This is a genomic window from uncultured Kordia sp. (assembly GCF_947489565.1).
In the GTDB taxonomy this organism is placed as follows: Bacteria; Bacteroidota; Bacteroidia; order Flavobacteriales; family Flavobacteriaceae; genus Kordia.
Genome location: NZ_CANLEA010000015.1, coordinates 138229 through 157506 on the forward strand (window position 1 = coordinate 138229; position 19278 = coordinate 157506).

At 33.8% G+C, this 19278-nt stretch carries 6 protein-coding genes; 2 read left to right on the plus strand and 4 right to left on the minus strand.

Annotated elements, in window-relative coordinates; translation table 11 throughout:
- Window positions 1-155: 155 nt before the first annotated feature.
- Both Q0845_RS19420 and Q0845_RS19425 read left to right on the plus strand, forming a co-directional pair.
- Window positions 156-7886 carry a hypothetical protein gene (locus Q0845_RS19420; RefSeq protein ID WP_298516771.1) on the plus strand — a complete coding sequence of 2577 codons (7731 nt, stop codon included), beginning with the start codon at window positions 156-158 and terminating at the stop codon, window positions 7884-7886.
- Between the two features lie 311 nt (window positions 7887-8197).
- Window positions 8198-9010, plus strand: a complete 813-nt coding sequence (locus Q0845_RS19425) for a T9SS type A sorting domain-containing protein (protein ID WP_298516773.1) — start codon at window positions 8198-8200, stop codon at window positions 9008-9010.
- A gap of 133 nt (window positions 9011-9143) precedes the next feature.
- Here Q0845_RS19425 and Q0845_RS19430 read toward each other — a convergent pair whose 3' ends face one another.
- From Q0845_RS19430 to Q0845_RS19445, 4 genes are all read right to left on the minus strand, one after another.
- Window positions 9144-10175, minus strand: a complete 1032-nt coding sequence (locus tag Q0845_RS19430) for a hypothetical protein (protein WP_298516775.1) — start codon at window positions 10173-10175, stop codon at window positions 9144-9146.
- Between the two features lie 143 nt (window positions 10176-10318).
- Complete coding sequence (locus tag Q0845_RS19435) at window positions 10319-13258, minus strand: T9SS type B sorting domain-containing protein (RefSeq protein WP_298516777.1); 2940 nt, start codon at window positions 13256-13258, stop codon at window positions 10319-10321.
- Window positions 13259-13548: 290 nt separating this feature from the next.
- Window positions 13549-14043 carry a hypothetical protein gene (locus Q0845_RS19440; protein WP_298516779.1) on the minus strand — a complete coding sequence of 165 codons (495 nt, stop codon included), beginning with the start codon at window positions 14041-14043 and terminating at the stop codon, window positions 13549-13551.
- The gene (locus Q0845_RS19445; RefSeq protein ID WP_298516781.1) at window positions 14040-19274 is read right to left on the minus strand and encodes a hypothetical protein; all 5235 of its coding nucleotides are present in this window, start codon (window positions 19272-19274) and stop codon (window positions 14040-14042) included. Before Q0845_RS19445 ends, Q0845_RS19440 begins: the two co-directional genes overlap by 4 nt.
- Window positions 19275-19278: the final 4 nt, after the last annotated feature.

The following is a 19278-nucleotide window of genomic DNA, read 5'->3' on the forward strand; positions in this document are numbered from 1 at the left end:
AACCTACCTACAATTATTGAGAAGACGAACCTTATTGTGTTAATTATCTGATAATTAAATATTTACTAAAAACTGTCCAGTTTTTGTCCAGTACTATTTACTAATTATTCGTGGTTTTACATGTAGGTTTGTCTTGTTCAAAAAACAAATCTGCAATGAAACAAAAATTACTTCTTATTCTCTTATTGATCTGTATCAGTCATACCGCTTTTGCGCAAACAACTTCAGTTCCCGATCCTATTTTTGAAAACTTTTTGGAAAGCAATGGCATGGGAAATGGAATTGCAAATGATCAGTTAGTAACGACTGCCAATATTGTAAACAGAACCAACTTAAACGTTGAAGACTTAAATATTAGTGATCTTACAGGAATTGAAGATTTTACAAGTTTAACCGAACTGTTAGCGTCTGGAAATGCGTTGCAAAGCCTAGATTTAAGTAATTTAACCAACTTAAATTTTGTTACGTTACACGATAATCAATTAGCAAGTTTAGATATTTCTAATAATGCTAATCTAGGTTCATTAACCGCTTGGAATAATGGACTTACCACGATAAATATTACTGGTTGTGTTGGACTTGTTGAATTGTATTTAGAAGACAATTTATTGACAGATTTAGATCTCTCACTATTTCCAAACCTTAACGCTATAAACGTTACCAATAATCAGTTAACAACGCTGAATATTAAAAATGGTACAAATAATAGCAGACTGAACTATTCTTCAGCTGTAAGCACAACAGGGAACCCTAATTTAGAATGTATTACGGTAGACGATGCAGCGTATTCAGCATCCATTTGGATGAATATCGACGCAACAACCTCTTTTAGTACAGATTGCGATGCAACAACCTACGTGCCGAATGATATTTTTGAAGATTATTTAGAAACGCATGACGCCAATGGAAATATAGTTCCGCTAAATGATCCAGCGAGTATGGGAAATGGTATTGCAAACGACAATTATGTAAAAACACCAAGAATTGAAAACGTAACAACATTAAATATTTTTTCACTCAATATCAATGATCTTACTGGAATTGATGGTTTTGCAGCATTACAAACCTTAAATTGTTACTTAAATCAATTAACCGCATTAGATCTTACTAATAATTTGAATTTAATAGAATTACAGGCAAGTAATAATTCGTTAGCACAATTAAATATAAGTAACAATACCGCCTTACAAACCTTAAATGTCGATAACAACACGATTGATGAATTAGATCTCTCTAACAATACATCGTTAATATCTGTAACTGTTTCTAGTAATGATATGATAGTATTAGATCTGAATAATGGTAATAATGGGGCCATTACTACATTGCTTGCTACAGAAAATCCCAATTTATCATGTATTAATGTAGACAATCCAGCTATTGCAAATACGTATACAGGTTGGAGCAAAGATGCCACCACTAGTTATGAAGAAGACTGTAATAAAACCTACGTTCCTGATGCTAACTTTGAAAACTACTTAGAAACACACGATGCAGCCGGAAACACAGTTGCTGTAGGAGCTTCTACAAGCATGGGAAATGGTACTGCCAATGATGGAATTGTATATACCACAAGAATCGAAAATGTAACCGAATTATCTATGGCTTTTAAAGGGATTAATGATCTCACAGGAATTGAAGATTTTACAGCCTTACAAATTTTAGACTTTCCATTAAATAACATCACAAGCCTTGATCTTTCAAGCAATCTGCTATTACTTTCATTAAATGCAGTAAGCAATAATCTTCAATCTTTAGATGTATCTAACAATACATTACTTGGAAGTCTAGTGGTAAGTAATAATAATATTCAATCTTTAGACCTATCTAACAATAGTGGACTGGTGTCTATAGTAGTATCAAATAATGCGCTTACGTTTTTGAATATTCAAAATGGAAGCAACATAAACTTCACTGAGTTTATCGCAACTCAAAATCCAGATTTAACCTGTATCAATGTAGATGATGAAAACGCATTCTACTTAACTGATTTTCATTGGACTAAAGATAGTACAGCAAGTTATAGTATTCATTGTGATGAAACCTATATTCCTGATGCTATTTTTGAAAACTACCTAGAAACGCATGATGCCAATGGAAATATAGTTGCACTCAATGACCCAACAAGTATGGGAAATGGTATTGCCAATGATAACTATGTATTGACGAACCGTATTTCAGAGGTACTTAGTTTAACTGTAAAAGAATTAAGTATTGCTGATCTCACAGGAATAGAAGACTTCACTGCGTTAGAATTTTTAGACTGTAGTACTAATAATTTAACTGCGCTAGATATTAGTCAAAATATAGCCTTGACGAATTTAAAATGTGAGAATAATACTTTAACCACTATAGATCTTAGTGCGAATGTAAATCTAAAATATTTGAGAATTTACTTCAATGACTTAACCGCTTTAGATGTACAATCGAATACAGATCTAATAGAAATCTATGCCAATGCGAATGATTTAACAGCACTAAATGTGGATACTTGTGTGCTCCTAGAAGTGTTAGATATAAACAATAACGATTTAGAAGAACTAAGCATCGTAAATGGCAATAATATAGCGATTACACAATTTGATGCTAGAACCAATCCAAACTTAACCTGTATCAATGTAGATGATGAAACGGCTTCCTATTTATCAAACACTAGCATTTGGAACAAAGATACTACTGCTATTTATGGTATTCATTGTGATGAAACTTTCATTGCTGATGCCAATTTTGAAAACTACCTAGAAACGCATGATGCCAATGGAAATACGGTTCCACTCAATGATCCAACAAGTATGGGGAACGGAATTGCCAATGATAACTATGTAACCACAGCAAACATAAATACGGTAACGTCTTTAGATATAAACAGCCAAAATATTTCCGATGCAACAGGAATTGAAGGCTTTTCTGCCTTAGAAACGTTTGCCTGCTACTCTAACAACCTAATCGCATTAGATGTGAGTGCAAACACAGCTTTAAAAGATTTAGTATGTCACTCGAATAACTTAACGGCACTAGATGTTAGTATAAATGTGAATTTAGAAACCTTAATTGCTTATGGCAATGCGATTACTTCACTACACCTAGAAACCTGTGTCGTATTACAACAATGCACAGTATCAAATAACAACTTAGATACACTAAATGTAGCCAACGGAAACAATGATCACATGGCTTTTGACGCTACAGGAAATCCAAACCTTAGCTGTATCAATGTTGATAATGCTGCTGCAGATTACTTAATGTATTGGTTGAAAGATGCAATAGCTTCCTTTGACGAACATTGCTATGAAACCTACATTCCCGATGCTAATTTTGAAAACTATTTGGAAACAAACAACCTAGGAAATGGTATCGCAAATGATAACTACGTATTCACCAGCAACATTTCGGGAGTACAAGTATTAAATATTGGTAATTTAAACATTGCTGATCTTACAGGGATTGAAGCATTTGTAGCTTTACAAAGCTTGTCTTGTTATCGAAATGACTTAACTGCATTAGACCTTAGTGCAAATACCGCATTGACAAGCTTACGATGTTACAACAATCAACTCACTACATTAGATTTAAGTAATAATACAGCCTTAGAAGTCTTAGATGCAAATACGAACAATATTTCAAGTATAAATATCGAATTAAATACTGCTTTAAAAAACATAAACTTAGATGGCAATGATTTAACAACACTAAATTTAAACAATAGTGTCGTATTAGAACAACTAACCGTAGATCGTAACCATTTAGAAGAGTTGAATGTCCAAAATGGAAATAATGGCAATATCATGTCCTTTTCGGCTTCTGGAAATCCAAATTTAACCTGTATCAATGTAGACAATCCTGCAGAACCGTATTTATCTTCTTGGGATATAAACGTAGATGGTTCCACGTCTTTTGGGCAATATTGTTATGACACGTATGTGCCTGATAATAATTTTGAAAACTACTTAGAAACGCATGATGCTTCTGGTAATACAGTAGCACTTGGCGATCCTTCAAGTATGGGAAATGGTATTGCAAATGATGATCATGTAACTACGGCAAAAATAAACACTGTAACTTCTTTAAATGTTGCTAGTAAAAGTATCTCGAATCTAACAGGAATCGAAGATTTTATTGCTTTAGAAGAATTGTATTGTAACAGTAACAACATAATGGCATTAGACCTAAGTGCAAATACAGCCTTAAAAAGATTGGAATGCAATATCAATAGTTTAACTGCATTAGATTTGAGCGCAAATACGAATTTAGAACATATAAACACTGATACAAACCCAATTTCAGCTTTAGATTTGAGTACGAATGTAGCACTCACATTTTTAACATGTCAAAACAATCAACTTACGAGTTTAGACCTTACTAACAACACCTTACTAACAAGTGTTTTTGCAGGGAACAACACGCTTTCAACAGTGACTTTTGGTTCGAATACTGTTTTAGAAACGCTAAGTTTAAACGATAACAATTTAACAACAATAAGCGTATCTCAACTCACAGGATTAGAAAGTTTATTTCTAGCAAATAATAGCATCACTAGCATCAATCTAATCAGCAATCCAAATCTATTAAGTGTTTCGGTAGAAAGTAATGCACTAACGGAATTAGATATAAGAAATGGCGCAAATGGTCAAATAACAATAGTAACAGCGCAAAACAATCCAAATCTAACCTGTATCAATGTAGATGACATTTCTGAGCCAAGATTAAATGATTGGATTATAGATACGGACGTTACCTCATTTGCCGAACATTGTAACGAAACATACATTCCGGGTATTAATTTTGAAGTCTATTTAGAAACACATGACGCTGACGGAAATATAGTGCCAGTAAACGATCCTTCAAGTATGGGGAATGGAATCCAATTGGATGGTTATGTAAAAACCGATCGTATTATAAATGTAACAAGCTTAAATATAAGCTTTTTCAATATTGTTGATGTCACTGGTATCGAAGCCTTTACAGCTTTAGAATCATTTATCTGCAACCTTAATTCCATCACTACATTAAATTTGAGTGCAAATACTGCATTGACACATCTAAACTGTAGTACCAATCAATTAACAGCATTAGATATTAGTGCAAATGTAAATTTAGAAGTATTACAAGCATCTCAAAACAATATAGGATCCATAGATTTACAACATAATACAGCACTCAAAGAAATCTATCTCCAAGGAGCAAGTCTAACATCACTAAACTTAGATCCGTGTGTGGCATTAGAAATTGTAGACGTAACCTTTAATGGTTTAACGGAGTTGAGCATACAAAATGGAAACAATGGAAACATTACAGACTTCAATGCAAATGCAAATCCACCATTGAGTTGTATTAGTGTAGATGATGAAACTGCTGACTATTTAACCTTACTTCCTTGGAGAAAAGACAATACCGCAATTTTTAGCGAACATTGTGGAGAAACCTACATTCCTGATGCTAATTTTGAAAACTACTTAGAAACGCATGATGCCAATGGTAATGTAGTTTCTCTAGGTGATCCGATGAGTATGGGGAACGGAATTGCCAATGATCAATATGTATTGACTAGTAGTATTTCGGAAGTTACTAGTTTGAATATAAGCCAACAAAATATAGCTGATGTCACAGGAATCGAACGTTTTGCACAACTAGAAACTTTTATGTGTTTTGATAATGACATCATAACACTAGATGTAAGTGCAAACACTGCTTTGGAAACATTAATATGTTTTAGAAATAATATAACGACCTTAGATGTTAGCGGAAACACGGCATTAATCACATTAGTCTGTTACTTTAATGAATTAACAACTCTTGATGTAAGCACCAATGTAAACTTAGAAATTATTGAAGCTGGAAATAACCAACTAACGACCGTAGATGTAAGCTCCAATACAGCTTTAAAACAAATTGCAATATATGACAACAGCCTAACAACATTAAGTGTTGATGCCTGTATCGTACTAGAAAGATTAGATCTAGAAAATAATGACTTAACCGAATTAAGAGTTGTAAATGGTAATAATGGAGCGATTACTGATTTTGATACTAGAGGAAATCCAAATTTAACCTGTATCACTGTAGATGATGTGACAGATCCAGCTTTAAATGATTGGTTGATAAACCTAGATGGTTCCACATCTTTTGGCGAACATTGTAACGAAACGCAAGTGCCAGATGCTATTTTTGAAAACTACTTGGAAACGCACGATGCAGATGGAAATACCGTGGCTATTGGCGATCCAACAAGTATGGGGAACGGAATTGCAAATGATGGATATGTGCGTACACAAAGCATTCAATCGGTGACAACGTTAGGAGTTTCCAATCTCGATATAGTAGACTTAACAGGAATTGAAGATTTCACAGCATTAGTAGATTTAAACTGTAGTAGAAACCTATTAACAAGCATAGATGTAAGTCAAAACGTATTACTAACGGATCTAATTTGTAGCAGAAACCAGTTAACAAGCTTAGATGTTTCTCAAAACATATTACTAACAGATCTATTTATTGCAGACAATCAAATTACAAGCATAGATTTATCTCAAAATACACTACTAGACTTTGTATCTGCATCAGAGAATCAACTAACGAGTTTAGATCTTTCTAACAATCCACTGATGGAGGAATTAGAGTGTTCAGAAAACTTATTAACGACCCTAAATATAAATCAATGTACTGTTTTAGGAGACTTGATCTGTAATGATAACAATCTGCAAAACATAGATTTAACAACGAATACAGGATTGGTATATTTTGAAGCAAATAATAATGATTTGACAAGTTTAGATATTTCTCAAAATACAAACTTGGATTATTTCTCAGTGAATGATAATCTACTCACAAGCCTAAATCTATCCGAAAACACAAATTTGCAGGCATTCTCAGTAGAAGATAATCAAATAACAAGTCTGGATTTATCTTTAAATGTCAACTTAGAAGAAGTCATCTGTCGTAGCAACGCGCTTACCAGTTTGAATCTTAAAAATGGAAACAATACAAACATTGATTTGGTTTTTATCAATAACAATCCAAATTTAACCTGTGTACTCGTAGATGATGCTTCGTACACATTCCCTTTTCAAATTAAAGATTTCCAAACGATGTATAATGAAGTAACTTGTGGAATTCAGGTGTCACCAAAAGTAATCTTGCAAGGTGCTGCTTTAAACCCAATTACAGGAGAAGAGACCTTGATGCGTGACGATTTACGAGCAACTTCAATACTACCAACTACAAGTCCTTACGGAGATAACAGAACCTGTAATAGTACTGTTTTTGATGTGACAGGAGCTGATGCTATTGTCGATTGGATTTGGATAGAATTACGCGATGAAACTGATAATACGCTGATACTAGAAGAAAAATCAGCATTGCTACAACGCGATGGAGATGTAGTAAGCGTAGACGGTGTTTCTGCTGTAGATTTTAATGAAGCTTCCGCCGGAAATTACTATGTAACACTAAAACATCGCAATCACTTAGGAATCATGACTTCCACGACAATTGCACTGGCGAAAACGGAAACTACCGTAGATTTTACAGATGCAAACGACCAAATTACCTACGGAAGCAATGCACAAACAACCTTTGGAATGCAAACCGATGTGGTGGCGATGTGGACAGGAAATGTAAATGCGGATACAATCGTTCAATACCTAGGAGGAACATCTGATACGCCTACAATTTTAGCTACAGTATTGAATGATGCAGGAAACTTTTTAAACTTCCCAACCTATATCGTGAGTGGATACACTACAAATGATGTCAACATGGACGGAAACACACAATATTCAGGAACAAATCCTGATACACCTTTCATTCTTCAAAATGTATTGGCGCATCCTGGAAACTTCCTAAACTTTAGCACCTATCAAATTACGGAGCAATTGCCTGAAAATTAACTATTTATTGAAAATTGTCTAGTTTTTGTCCAGTAACAATTAACTAATATGCATTGTTATACATGTAAATTTGAATTGTTTTTAACAGAAACATACAATGAAACAAAATACTTGTTTTTTCAAACAATTTAACTGATTTAAATGATGCCAACATGGGACGGAAATACACAATATTCTGGAACAAATCCTGATACGCCTTTCATCTTACAAAATGAATTGGCACATCCTAGCATTTCTTAAACTTTAGTACCTATCAAATCATAGAACAATTACCAGAAAATTAAATATATAAACACTATTCAATTACTATTATGAACAAAATTACCTTACCTACACTACTTGTCTTAGTCCTTTGTTTTTTCTCTGGACACATAAAAGCGCAAGATGGCTATACCTATACATTAATCGATAACGGAAGTTATAGTTTCACTATTTCGGCAGTACCAAACACAAGTGCTTCAAATTTTAATACTTCTGTACAGAGTTACGGATTTACAATTCTTTTGCCAGATGGTATTACGGCGAGTATCACTTCTTCACTTGGAAGTAGTGCAGGAGCAACATTCTTTAATGGAAGTGATGTTGGACAACCAACGGTAGATGGATACCTAATCACAGAAACATTAGGAAGCCCGATGTCATTACCCGCGCCTTCTAATGGAACACTCAGTCCAATAGTTACCTTTCAGTTAGCTGGATCGCCAACATCAGGAATGCTTGTCATCTTAGCAAATGATTCTCCTTTAGCAAGTGCAGTAACGCCATTAAAATCATTTATGCAAGCAGATATGATTGATGATGCAATGACATCATTTACGAATGTAGTAGATCCAAATGCTTCAGGATTATCGGGAGCTACCACTTTTGATTTTTCTACCTTAAGCACAGCAACTGCGGAATTAATAGGTGTTTCCGTATATCCAAATCCTACAACAGATAAAATCCATATCACAGGTGTTTCAGACATTACAGCTGTTGAAATCACCAACTTAAATGGTCAATTGGTACTAAATCCAACAACAAATCTAGAAACTATAGATATAAGTCGTTTACAAACAGGTGTATACTTTGTAAAAGTCCAAACAAAAAATGCTCAAAAAACAATAAAAGTTATAAAAAAATAAAGTTGTTAGTTTAGCTTTATATGGTAGTAATTAGATAACCTTGGCAACTAATTACGTAAAAGCGCCGTCTTTATTGATGGCGTTTTTTATTCCTATTTTGGAAACTTTGAACAATTACCAGCAACTTGAAAAACTAAAATTCATAGTATTCATCTTCTATAGTAACACCTAAAATAATAGGAAGATGTGTTGCAATATGTAGCGTGATTTCATCACCAACAATAATCAACGGATAAACGTATTCACTCACCAAAACTGTTTTGTAGGCTGTCTTTACAGTATACTTTACATGATTTCCTTTGCTGTTGGAAATGGTTGTGAATACTTTATCGGTTACGAGTGTAGCAACCAAATTCTTTCTGCCTTCATTGATCGATTTTTTGAAGTTGAAAAATAAAGTAATGAGTTTATACAATTGATACGCCGCTATAATCGGCAATGGAAAAATATACAAGGCTAAAAATGGCAAACCATTATAAACAAGTCCGAATATTGGCAAACCTACAATTACAAACAATGCGATTCGTCTACGTAGTTTTTTATCATAAAACACACGGATTACATCTTTGTTTTTTCGTGTCAATGGTGCTTGTCTAATTTTTGAATTTGGAACATCAACAGGATCAAATCGAACGATAGGTTCTGTAGTGATAGGTGTTGCATTTTCAAGGATTTCATAAAACAATACCGTATGCGATGTTGGTGCAACTTCAAAATAAATAGTATCACCAACTTTTATATTCATATACATTGTATATTCTATTTTATGTTCTTTTCCATCTACAATCATATAATAATAGCGCGATGTGCTGGTTTTACTCGTTTTAGAACCGCGACTTCCATAACCGCCTCTTCTGGAAGTACTTTGTTTGATATTTAGTTTTTTATCTTCAATAATACCTTCAAAACAATCTTTAACACCTGCATTTAAATCTTTTACAAAAGTTAAAACCATATAGCCTAAAACACCAAGAAAGAAGATTCCAAAAATACCAAAGATGATCATTGGGATTAACTTAAAATCATCCGTATGCTGAAAAGAATCACGAAGTACAAAGAAGTAAATAGCTGAAAAAATTGCAATGGCAAACAATACAAAACCAAATGTGCGCCATATTTTTAGTTTTAGTTTTTTGCGATCTTCTGAAGTGAGTGTTTTTTGCATAAAGAATGATAGAAAGTTAGGTGTTGATAATACCTTTCAAAAATTGAATTTTTTCAAAGAAATTACAATACGAAGAATTGCGTATTTTTTATCCAAAGTGATTTCAGTTTTTAAGATCAGAAAAAAGTATTTTCTGCTGTTGACTATCGTTTTAAGGTAAAATGACCTGTATAAATACTTCCAATCGTAGATCTTTCAACTCTAAACCAATAATCGCCCGAAGGCATTCGCTTTCCATTATAATTTCCATCCCAACCTTTAGATTCTGGATTTAAAGTGGTAAGTCGTTTTCCATATCGATCAAAGATGTAAATTTTGAGTGAAGGATCGCTAGCAGAAGCTACAATTTGCCAATTGTCATTAAAACCATCATTATTCGGCGTAAAGAATCGCGGATAGTTTAGAAGAAATACAGGTTCTGTAACGATTCCACAATTGTTTTTGTCACGCACGTACATAGTGTATTCTCCAGCAGGTAAAAATTCAAAAAGATTTGAATCTGTATAATTAATTCCATCCAAGGAATATTCATAATTGCCCAAACCTTGTACGGCAACCGCAATGGTATTTTGGTTATTAGTCCAATCAGTAATACTCACATCAATGGCCGTTGCTGGTCCCGATTCTATAACGGTAAATGTTTTGGTACTACTACAATTCTGTGGTTCGCCAAAAACAGTAAAACTATTCCCAATTTCTACAGTATACGTTCCAGCGGTATCTACAATGATGGTTTCTGTAGTTTCTCCGTTAGACCAATTGTAAAAATCGGCAGCAATACCAGCGGGTAATACTACAGTTCCGTCTGTACATAAAAATAAGGTTCTATCTTCGTCTGCAATAGGTCTTTCCAATGCAGTAACAGCAAAGTCTACAATATCAAAACAACTGGCATTAGCAGTATCTTCAACACGTACATAAATTTGCTGCGGATTGGTAGTATTTGTAAATATGCTACTAATGGGTGACATATTCATCATCGCATCTTCTTCACTCAAATGATATGTAATACCATAAGTTCCCGTAAGACCTTCTAAAATAGGATCATTTTGTGTAGTTAAATTAAAAGTAGCTGTATTTGGATCGTCCAAAAAACTACATTCAAACAAACCATCTACTTCATTGGCAATAATAGCAGGAGTAATGGTAATTTCAAAATCGGTTGTATCATAACAAGTAGCATTTCCTGCGGCTTCAATGCGCACAACAATTCGTTGCGGATTGTCTATGGTTGAAAAATTAGTAGGCAAAGCACTAATATCATTATCTGCGTCTTGCAGAGTGAGATGATAGGTAATGATAAAATCATCAGCATTTTGACTCTGTAATATCTCATTATCAAATTGATTGAGATTAATGACTTCAAAACCATCATTGCTTTGATCGTCACAAATATCAATACTGGCAACAGGATTTGCAACAGGCAACGGATTTACTATCAGCGTGAAACTTGTGGTATCATGACATCCGGCTTGCCCCAAATTAAAAACACGGACAAATATTTCTTGATTGTTTGTCGTATTATCAAATGATAAAGGCAATCGGTTTTCATCAGTATCTGCATTTTCTTGTGAAGCGTAAAAGGCAACACCAAAAGTTAGATCGGATTGTCCGTCCAAAGCTTCATCAATTTTCGTTGATAAATCAAAAGTTTCGGTTTGATTGTTCGAAATATCATCACACAATAAATAATCGGAAACGGCACTTGCTGTCGGAACTTCGTAAATGGTAATTTCTCGTGTAGTATCTCGTATTTCACCATTTACATTGATGGAAACATTTACGGTATAGGTTCCTGTATTTTGATACGTATGCACAGGATTTAAGTCTGTTGAGGTTGTACCATCACCAAAATCCCATGTAACAGAAGTAACGTCTTCGGATGTGTTTAGTGTAAAAATAGTTTCTTCACCCAAACAAATATTTTCAAATTGAATACTGCCTACAAAGAAAGATTGAATAAAGGTTGGAAGTCCAAATCGCCCCAATCGACCTTGTAAATCAATACCTCTGTTTTGATACATTGCACCTGTGCCAACGACATTCGGATTTTCAATAACATCCAAAAAAGCAACGCCACCATTGGCTACGTATAATTTTTCATCAACGGCCAATTGAATGGCTCCCAAAATGTCTGGTCCTTGGTATAGAATGACATCCGAATTAATAATATCTGCCTGATTTCCTGAAGTAATGTCAAATTGATGAATTTTACTTTCAACAGTAGGATTGAAATTAAGATCAGAGACATATAATAGTTCTGTATTTGGTGAAAACTCAACGCCATACGTACCATTCTGTTGACCTCCATAAAATATATTATCGAGTCGTATTGGATTGGAAATCGAACCATTAGCATCATTAAAATCAAAAATTTCCACAAAAGTATTAGAGGACCATTGTGCAATGGCTAGTTTTTCTCCGTTGGAAGAAGCTTTCATATAACCAATTGTTTCCGTGGTATCTCCATCATGATTAGAACCAATATCTTGTGTAATTGGAGTCGTATTTACTCCTGAAGCAGTTACTTGATACACCAAAAAAGTATTGCTATTCCATGCGTGACTCAACACCCAATAATCGGTACCGTTTGCATGTTGAACCGCTGTAATTTTCTCTGCAGTTGATGGCCAAAGTTGTTCATTTTTTAAACTCGTAACATCTCCATCTCCGTTGTTTAGTGTCAAATCGAATTCAGAATAACGAAGACCGTTCAAACCAGCTTCATTATCTACGGTAAAGATGTAATAAATATTTGGATCGCCAGGTTTCGGAACAATAATGGCTGATTGCGAACTTGAACTATCGCCCGTTAATCCTGTTCCATTTGGAGTTATTTGATGATTTTTATCCCAAACAGATCTTCCATCGGTATAGAAAAGTAATTGTCCAGTTTGACTAGAAATGGTCGCAACTCCTTCGTTGGTTTCCAAAGCTCCATCTAGCAATGCAGTAGGAGGCGAGGTTGTAAAATCTAAGCCCGCATTAGAGCCAAAATACCAGTTTACACCTTCGCCTTGTCCGAATGCGACATTCAAACAAAAAAATAACGCACCAAATGCTAATTTGTAATATTTCTTCATACAATTTTATAGATACTTAACACTATTTCAATTTTAAAAGACTGGGTTCTTTTACGATATAGTTTTCATGTTGTAACATTCAAAAGAATATGGCTAGGCGTTACCATATTTTTTCTAGGTGTAATGAAAAAATCATTCTCTGTTACAGGTGTTTCCAACTAGAGATGGGGAGATTTTTATCTAAATATACAAAATACTGATATATGGAAATAGTTTTTTTCTCAAAGATCGTATAGAAAGTGTAGAATTGTTGTTTTTATAACCTTTTGTAAATGAAATGCTTTAGGTATTTACTCCGACTTTCGACTTTTTACTTTCGACGTTTCCTTGAATTGATCTAACACAGAATAGTACTGCGTGATCAAACGAACGTACACATAGGCAGTATCTGCTTGTGCTTTGAAACGTAATTGTAAGTTCTTAATATCATTTTTAAAAACAGTAGAATCCCTTTTATACGTAGCTTCATCTCCAAAAATTTCTAACATAATTCCTTTTTGGTAACGTTTATTATACGACCAAACAATCCAATTGTCTTCGATTTCAACTTTGGAGAATCTCTTTGGTTTTTCAGCTTGCCATTTGCTAAGAATCATGACCAAACTGTCTTTTTTCATTTTCAAAATAGTTCGGTTGGCTTCAAAAGCGACATCTTTATTCAGTTCAATTTTACTTTTTTTGATGCTGTAACTCCAAATAATCCAAGTACCAATGGCGAAAGCAATCAAAAATACCACTCCTAACAACTTGTATATCGGTTTTGTATGTTTAGAACGCGTTCTCATAAATCGTAATACAGTTTAAAAGATTCTGATTTTATAATTAAGTCAAAGAGTTTTCTTTGTTTTTTCTGGTACTCTGAATTTTTTACACCGTTAATTGTCAATAACATAGTGTACAATTTTGGCTCGGTTTCATAGTTAGGCAAGGTCAAATCAACATCACTAATTACAATGACGAGCGATTTATCGTTGACTTCGTTTCGTTTGCTATTATGCGTTCCAGTTTTAGCATAGACATAAAAAGTAACATCTTCTTCCGTTTTTGTATTGTAGGCTTTGAAAGTATTTTTGTATTTAAATACACCTTGTGCGGTTCCTTTTTTAGGAACATTGTGCATGGTTTCAAAAATATTTTTCTTTACAAAATCTTTGTACGCTTCATCTGTCCAATCGTTTACAGCAAAATTCATTTTTGAATATGTGCTGTCTTTTTGTTCTTGAACTGCTGCTTTTACATCAGAATTTAGTTTGAACAGCCGAACTATATTCTCCAACATTCCTAATTGTGTCAACTCAAACGGACTTCCTCCTTTAGCAGGATTGATAATATTATTTCGTAAATCTTCTCCTGGAATATTGGTGGAGTTTTTTATAAACGATTGCTTTTCAGGGAAAACCCATTGGTAATTAAAATTACTATTTCGAATGGCTTTGCTGAATAATTCTTCTGTTTTATGAAAGGTATTGATTTTATTTTCACTGTTAAATACGACAAAAGAAGAATCGATACTAGTATTCATTTTGTCATGAGATGTGTCGAAATTAAAATTGAATATCAATCCTGAACGCAATACATAATCCGTATTCGACTCTTGCGGAAGCTTATCGTAAAAATCTTCTGAAAGTACATAATTACGTCCATCAATAGTAAATCTAGGGAAGCGTTCGCGCATTTCAATCGTATCTGAATCTGGACGTAAAATATCTTTTCGATAGTTTTTTAATCGCTTATTGGAATAACTTCCCAACAACATCATCATTCCGTTATACGCGTTTTTCGATTTTAAAATATAGGTTTTATTGTCAATTTCACCTTTAAATTCTCCTCGAGCTTCCAACCAAGGTGCGACTAAACGTTTATTTCCGAAATATTTTACTTGCTCGCCTTTGAGTGTCTTCTTTTTTGGAGCAGAATAAATTTCATCACTGTACATATTGTTCAGTTTAATGGCGTCCCAATTAATTTTTTGCTGCGAAGTAACGGCACTATACACTATTGGTTTTATCGTAGAACCAAATCCTCCAGAAGCATTCATTTTACGGATATTTCGCGTACCGAGTGTTAAATCTTCTTGGCGTGTATTAAAGTAGATTTCTTCGTAAATCTGATTTAATTTTCTATGATCGTTCGGATTAATTTTATAGTTTTCTTTTCCTCGGTTATAATCAAACATAGCGCGTACATGTCCTTCTCCATCCATAACCGTTAAGAAGAAATCGTTGTGAATTTCTTTATTAATTGCTAAATCGTATAAATCTTGTTGCAATTGAAAATCAAACGTAGAGCGTTTGCCTTCTTTAGGCGGTGTTTTTTCGTAATTTTTTTCTAATAACTTGGAATAATTATATGCCCAAATCATTCCTTTACCTAACGGATAGAAAAAGCGTTGCTTTCCGTTATAATTATAATTTAATGCCAGATAATTTTCTGAATTATAAGTCAAGCGCAATGGCCTATAATCTTCAATTTTAAAAATATCGCCATTGTTCAAGATAAAATCTGGGAAATTAGAATTGTTTCTGGCTTTTTTATAGATGCGTGTTCTGTTTGATAAATCAATTTCCTTTGTTTTAACAGCATTGCTAATTTTGGCGACAATCGCATCATCTTCACTAAACAACCATTTACTTGGCACACGATACAGTTTGATCATTTTCGATTTTGCAAAGGAAGTTCCAAACAACTTTCGATCTAATGGAATTGATTCATAATCTTTCGTACGACGGTTTATCAATTGTCCACGTTTAAAAATAGAATCTCGTTTTTTCTGTTGTACAGGTTGCAAATAATATTGATTTGGAGTTTCCATCGCTAGTAAATCACCACGCCAATCTTGATTATCTTTCGAGCTTTCAAAAATTGGTTTGATACGGTAATAACTACTATTTACCACAAATTCAAACTGATCTGAATAGCGTTTTTTACGAATGTGTAAAATATGCTCTAAGTTTTTCGCTTCGTTCATGTCAAAACTTTTGAGAGCCGATTTTAAATAGTTGGCATCTCGTACTTCTTTGACATAATTGTTCACCATCGTATCAATTTTCTTAAAACGTGCATCTTCAGTATCTCCTAAATACGCATCTAAAATTTGAGGAACATCTTTGTAATTTAAAGAGCGCAATCCTTCCGAACGTTTGTATTCTTTTTGAATGCTTCTAAAATCTGAATTCATGATATCCACAAAACCTTTCAAGCGTTCTACAGGTTGTGTAGCTTCATGGGTAATCATATCCGGATCGTTCATTGCACGCAACGTACTGAACACTTTTATGCCAATAATAAATACCAAGATTCCAGACAATACAAACGCAGGAACACGAAGTTGTGCAGGTGCTTTTTCCTGTACATGATCTATGTTTTTATAATTAAGATGATATATGAGGTAACCAATCAATACAAAAGGAATCACGATGGCAGCTTTTCCTGTAAGTGTTAAGAAAGGAAAATCTTGTCCAATAAATATGACACTATTGATACAGACCAAATACATGATAATACTCAGAATAAGGAACAAGGAAACGGCGCCTAATGTTTTAAAATAATGAATTGGGTCGGTATGTTTCTTTGGATAATAATAGTAACCTACAACAAGTAATAAAGCAAGAAAATGCGCAATGAGCAATATTGGTAACCAAATATTATGTTCAAAGATCAAATAGCGCAATACGACAAATTCTCGCGTTTGCACCGTTAAACTCACACCTCTAGAATTGTACTGCGTGCGAATGTTTGGAAAATGATAACCTGCTTTGTTTTTGACACGTTCATACAAATGGTTGTTGGCAAACCAATGACTTTCAGAAGCCCACAAAATACGTCTTGCTTTGGTAGAATTGAAATCGGTATCCAACAGCATTTCTCCAGGCGTTGTATAAATAATTTTTCCTCTAGCAGCAATTCTTCCATTACTTGCATTTTTTAAAATTGGAATTTGCGGAATGATATAATGCGCAAAGAACACACAGAAAAATACAAATAGATAAAATCCTGTGAGTATGGCGTACTTTTTTCGTTTTTTTCGTTTCTGTTTGAGTAAGAAATAGGTGTTTTTAATCAAAAAGTAAAAAGAACCTACAGCGAGCGCAATCAAACAAAATCCTGCATCAAAGAAAAAGTAGAGAAAAACATAAATTCCAAAGTTTATCACACGCTTACCCAACATCATCCAAATAGAATCTTCCGAATCTTCAGGAATTTTACTATCAATATAAATAAAGGTAAACAACGGAAGTAGGATAGAAGCTAAGATAAATACAAAGCTAATAGCAACTTTCGCAATGAATAAAAAGACAACGACCGCAGCCCAAATTCCGACAAGAATTCCGAGTTTAAAATACAGTGGCTTTAGATTGATTTTATGAATGATTTCTTCCAGCTTGTGTGCAAAAGGAATGGGTATTTCTTGGATTTTGATATAGAAATACGCAAATCGAAATACTAAGAATCCTATCAAAGCAATGACTGTCCAATTGAAAGAATCCATGTTTTGAAGTTCCTGAAATTCAAAGAACGTAATGTCTTCCAATGGTGGAAACGCGTACATTCGCCATAATAAATAAATCCTAACAGTCAAGAAAACCGCAATGACCCAATAGATGGCATATTCAATTTTTAAAGTATTGAGTAGTTTAGCTTCTGCTGTTGCTTTTTTCCCAGAAAAACCAATACTATTTCTCCATTTATGAATTAAAAAGTAAAAGAATATCGCCGCAATGATCAGAATGAAAAATGGCAACCAATACCAATTGGTCAATGTGTTGTTATTATAATTTTTGATTTGCACTATATAATCAACCGCTTTGGTATTTGTTTTTAGAGCAAAAGATTCATTTTCTTTAATTTTTTCGAGCTCAAGATCGCCCGAATTGTTGTCTATTTTTATTGCATTTAACTGTGTTTGTCCATCTTCAATGGCATATTTTATAGATGCATTGATATGATGTTGATTGTCAAACGTGCTTCTTCCTTCAAAATTAATGACACCACTATATTCACGCGAACTTTTAATGATATCATCCACAGAAGTGGAAATTAACAATTCGGCAGTTTTGATGGAATCGTTAAAATATAATGGATAACGAACAGGTGATTTATGTCTGAGTAACGAACGATTTTCTTGATATTTTAGCTGAAGCTTCGCACTTTTATTTTGTCCAATACCAATATAGAAATAGCTTTTGTTTTTGAGTGTAATTTTTTGTGCATTTATTTCAGGATCAAAGTTTTGAGATCCTAAAGTTGCATTGCTTTTTGTCGCTAATTTTCCTGGATATAAATGTAATAGTGCAGGTGTGTGCTTGCTTGGATTGTTATAAATTTTACTTCGAACAATATACGTTTCCTCCAAGGTTTCAATCTCGGTGTCAGACAATTCAATATCAAAACATTCCTCTACCATATCTAAAACTGGATAGCCAATATTGAGTTTAGAACGTTTTATAGTGTCTATGACTTTAATACCTTCCTTTATATTTTCATCAAATTCGAAAATGAAATAATGTTCTTTTTTATCATTTACATAATAAGAACACGCTAGTTTTCGATTGCTAGAAAACGGAATGTCTAGTGTTTCTTTCGGATTCCAAACAGGAAGTGATGTATTCGCAATTTTATAATTAGTTCCTGCATCATTTATAGAAACTAATAACGGTTTTCCTAAATCTTTATAGGTAATTTCAAAAGGTGTTTCTGTATTTGTGGAGTCTACTTTGATTGTGAATTCTCCTTGTTCTTCATCGAATAAAGCAGTTGCAGGTTTGTCTGCGTTCATCAAATTCAATTCATGCGTATTGGAAAAATCATATCCCAAATGTTCAATTGCGTGTGTTTCTACATTTTTGTAAAATTCGGTATCGCTCGATCGAATATAACGCGCCAAAACCCATACACTAACAACCATAAGAGTTGTAAGTGAGAACAAGACTATCTTTTTTCCGTTGTTTTGCGATGATGAAATGAGCAAGCTTACAACAAGAACTACGATACTAATGAGTAAATAGAAACTGAGCATGGGA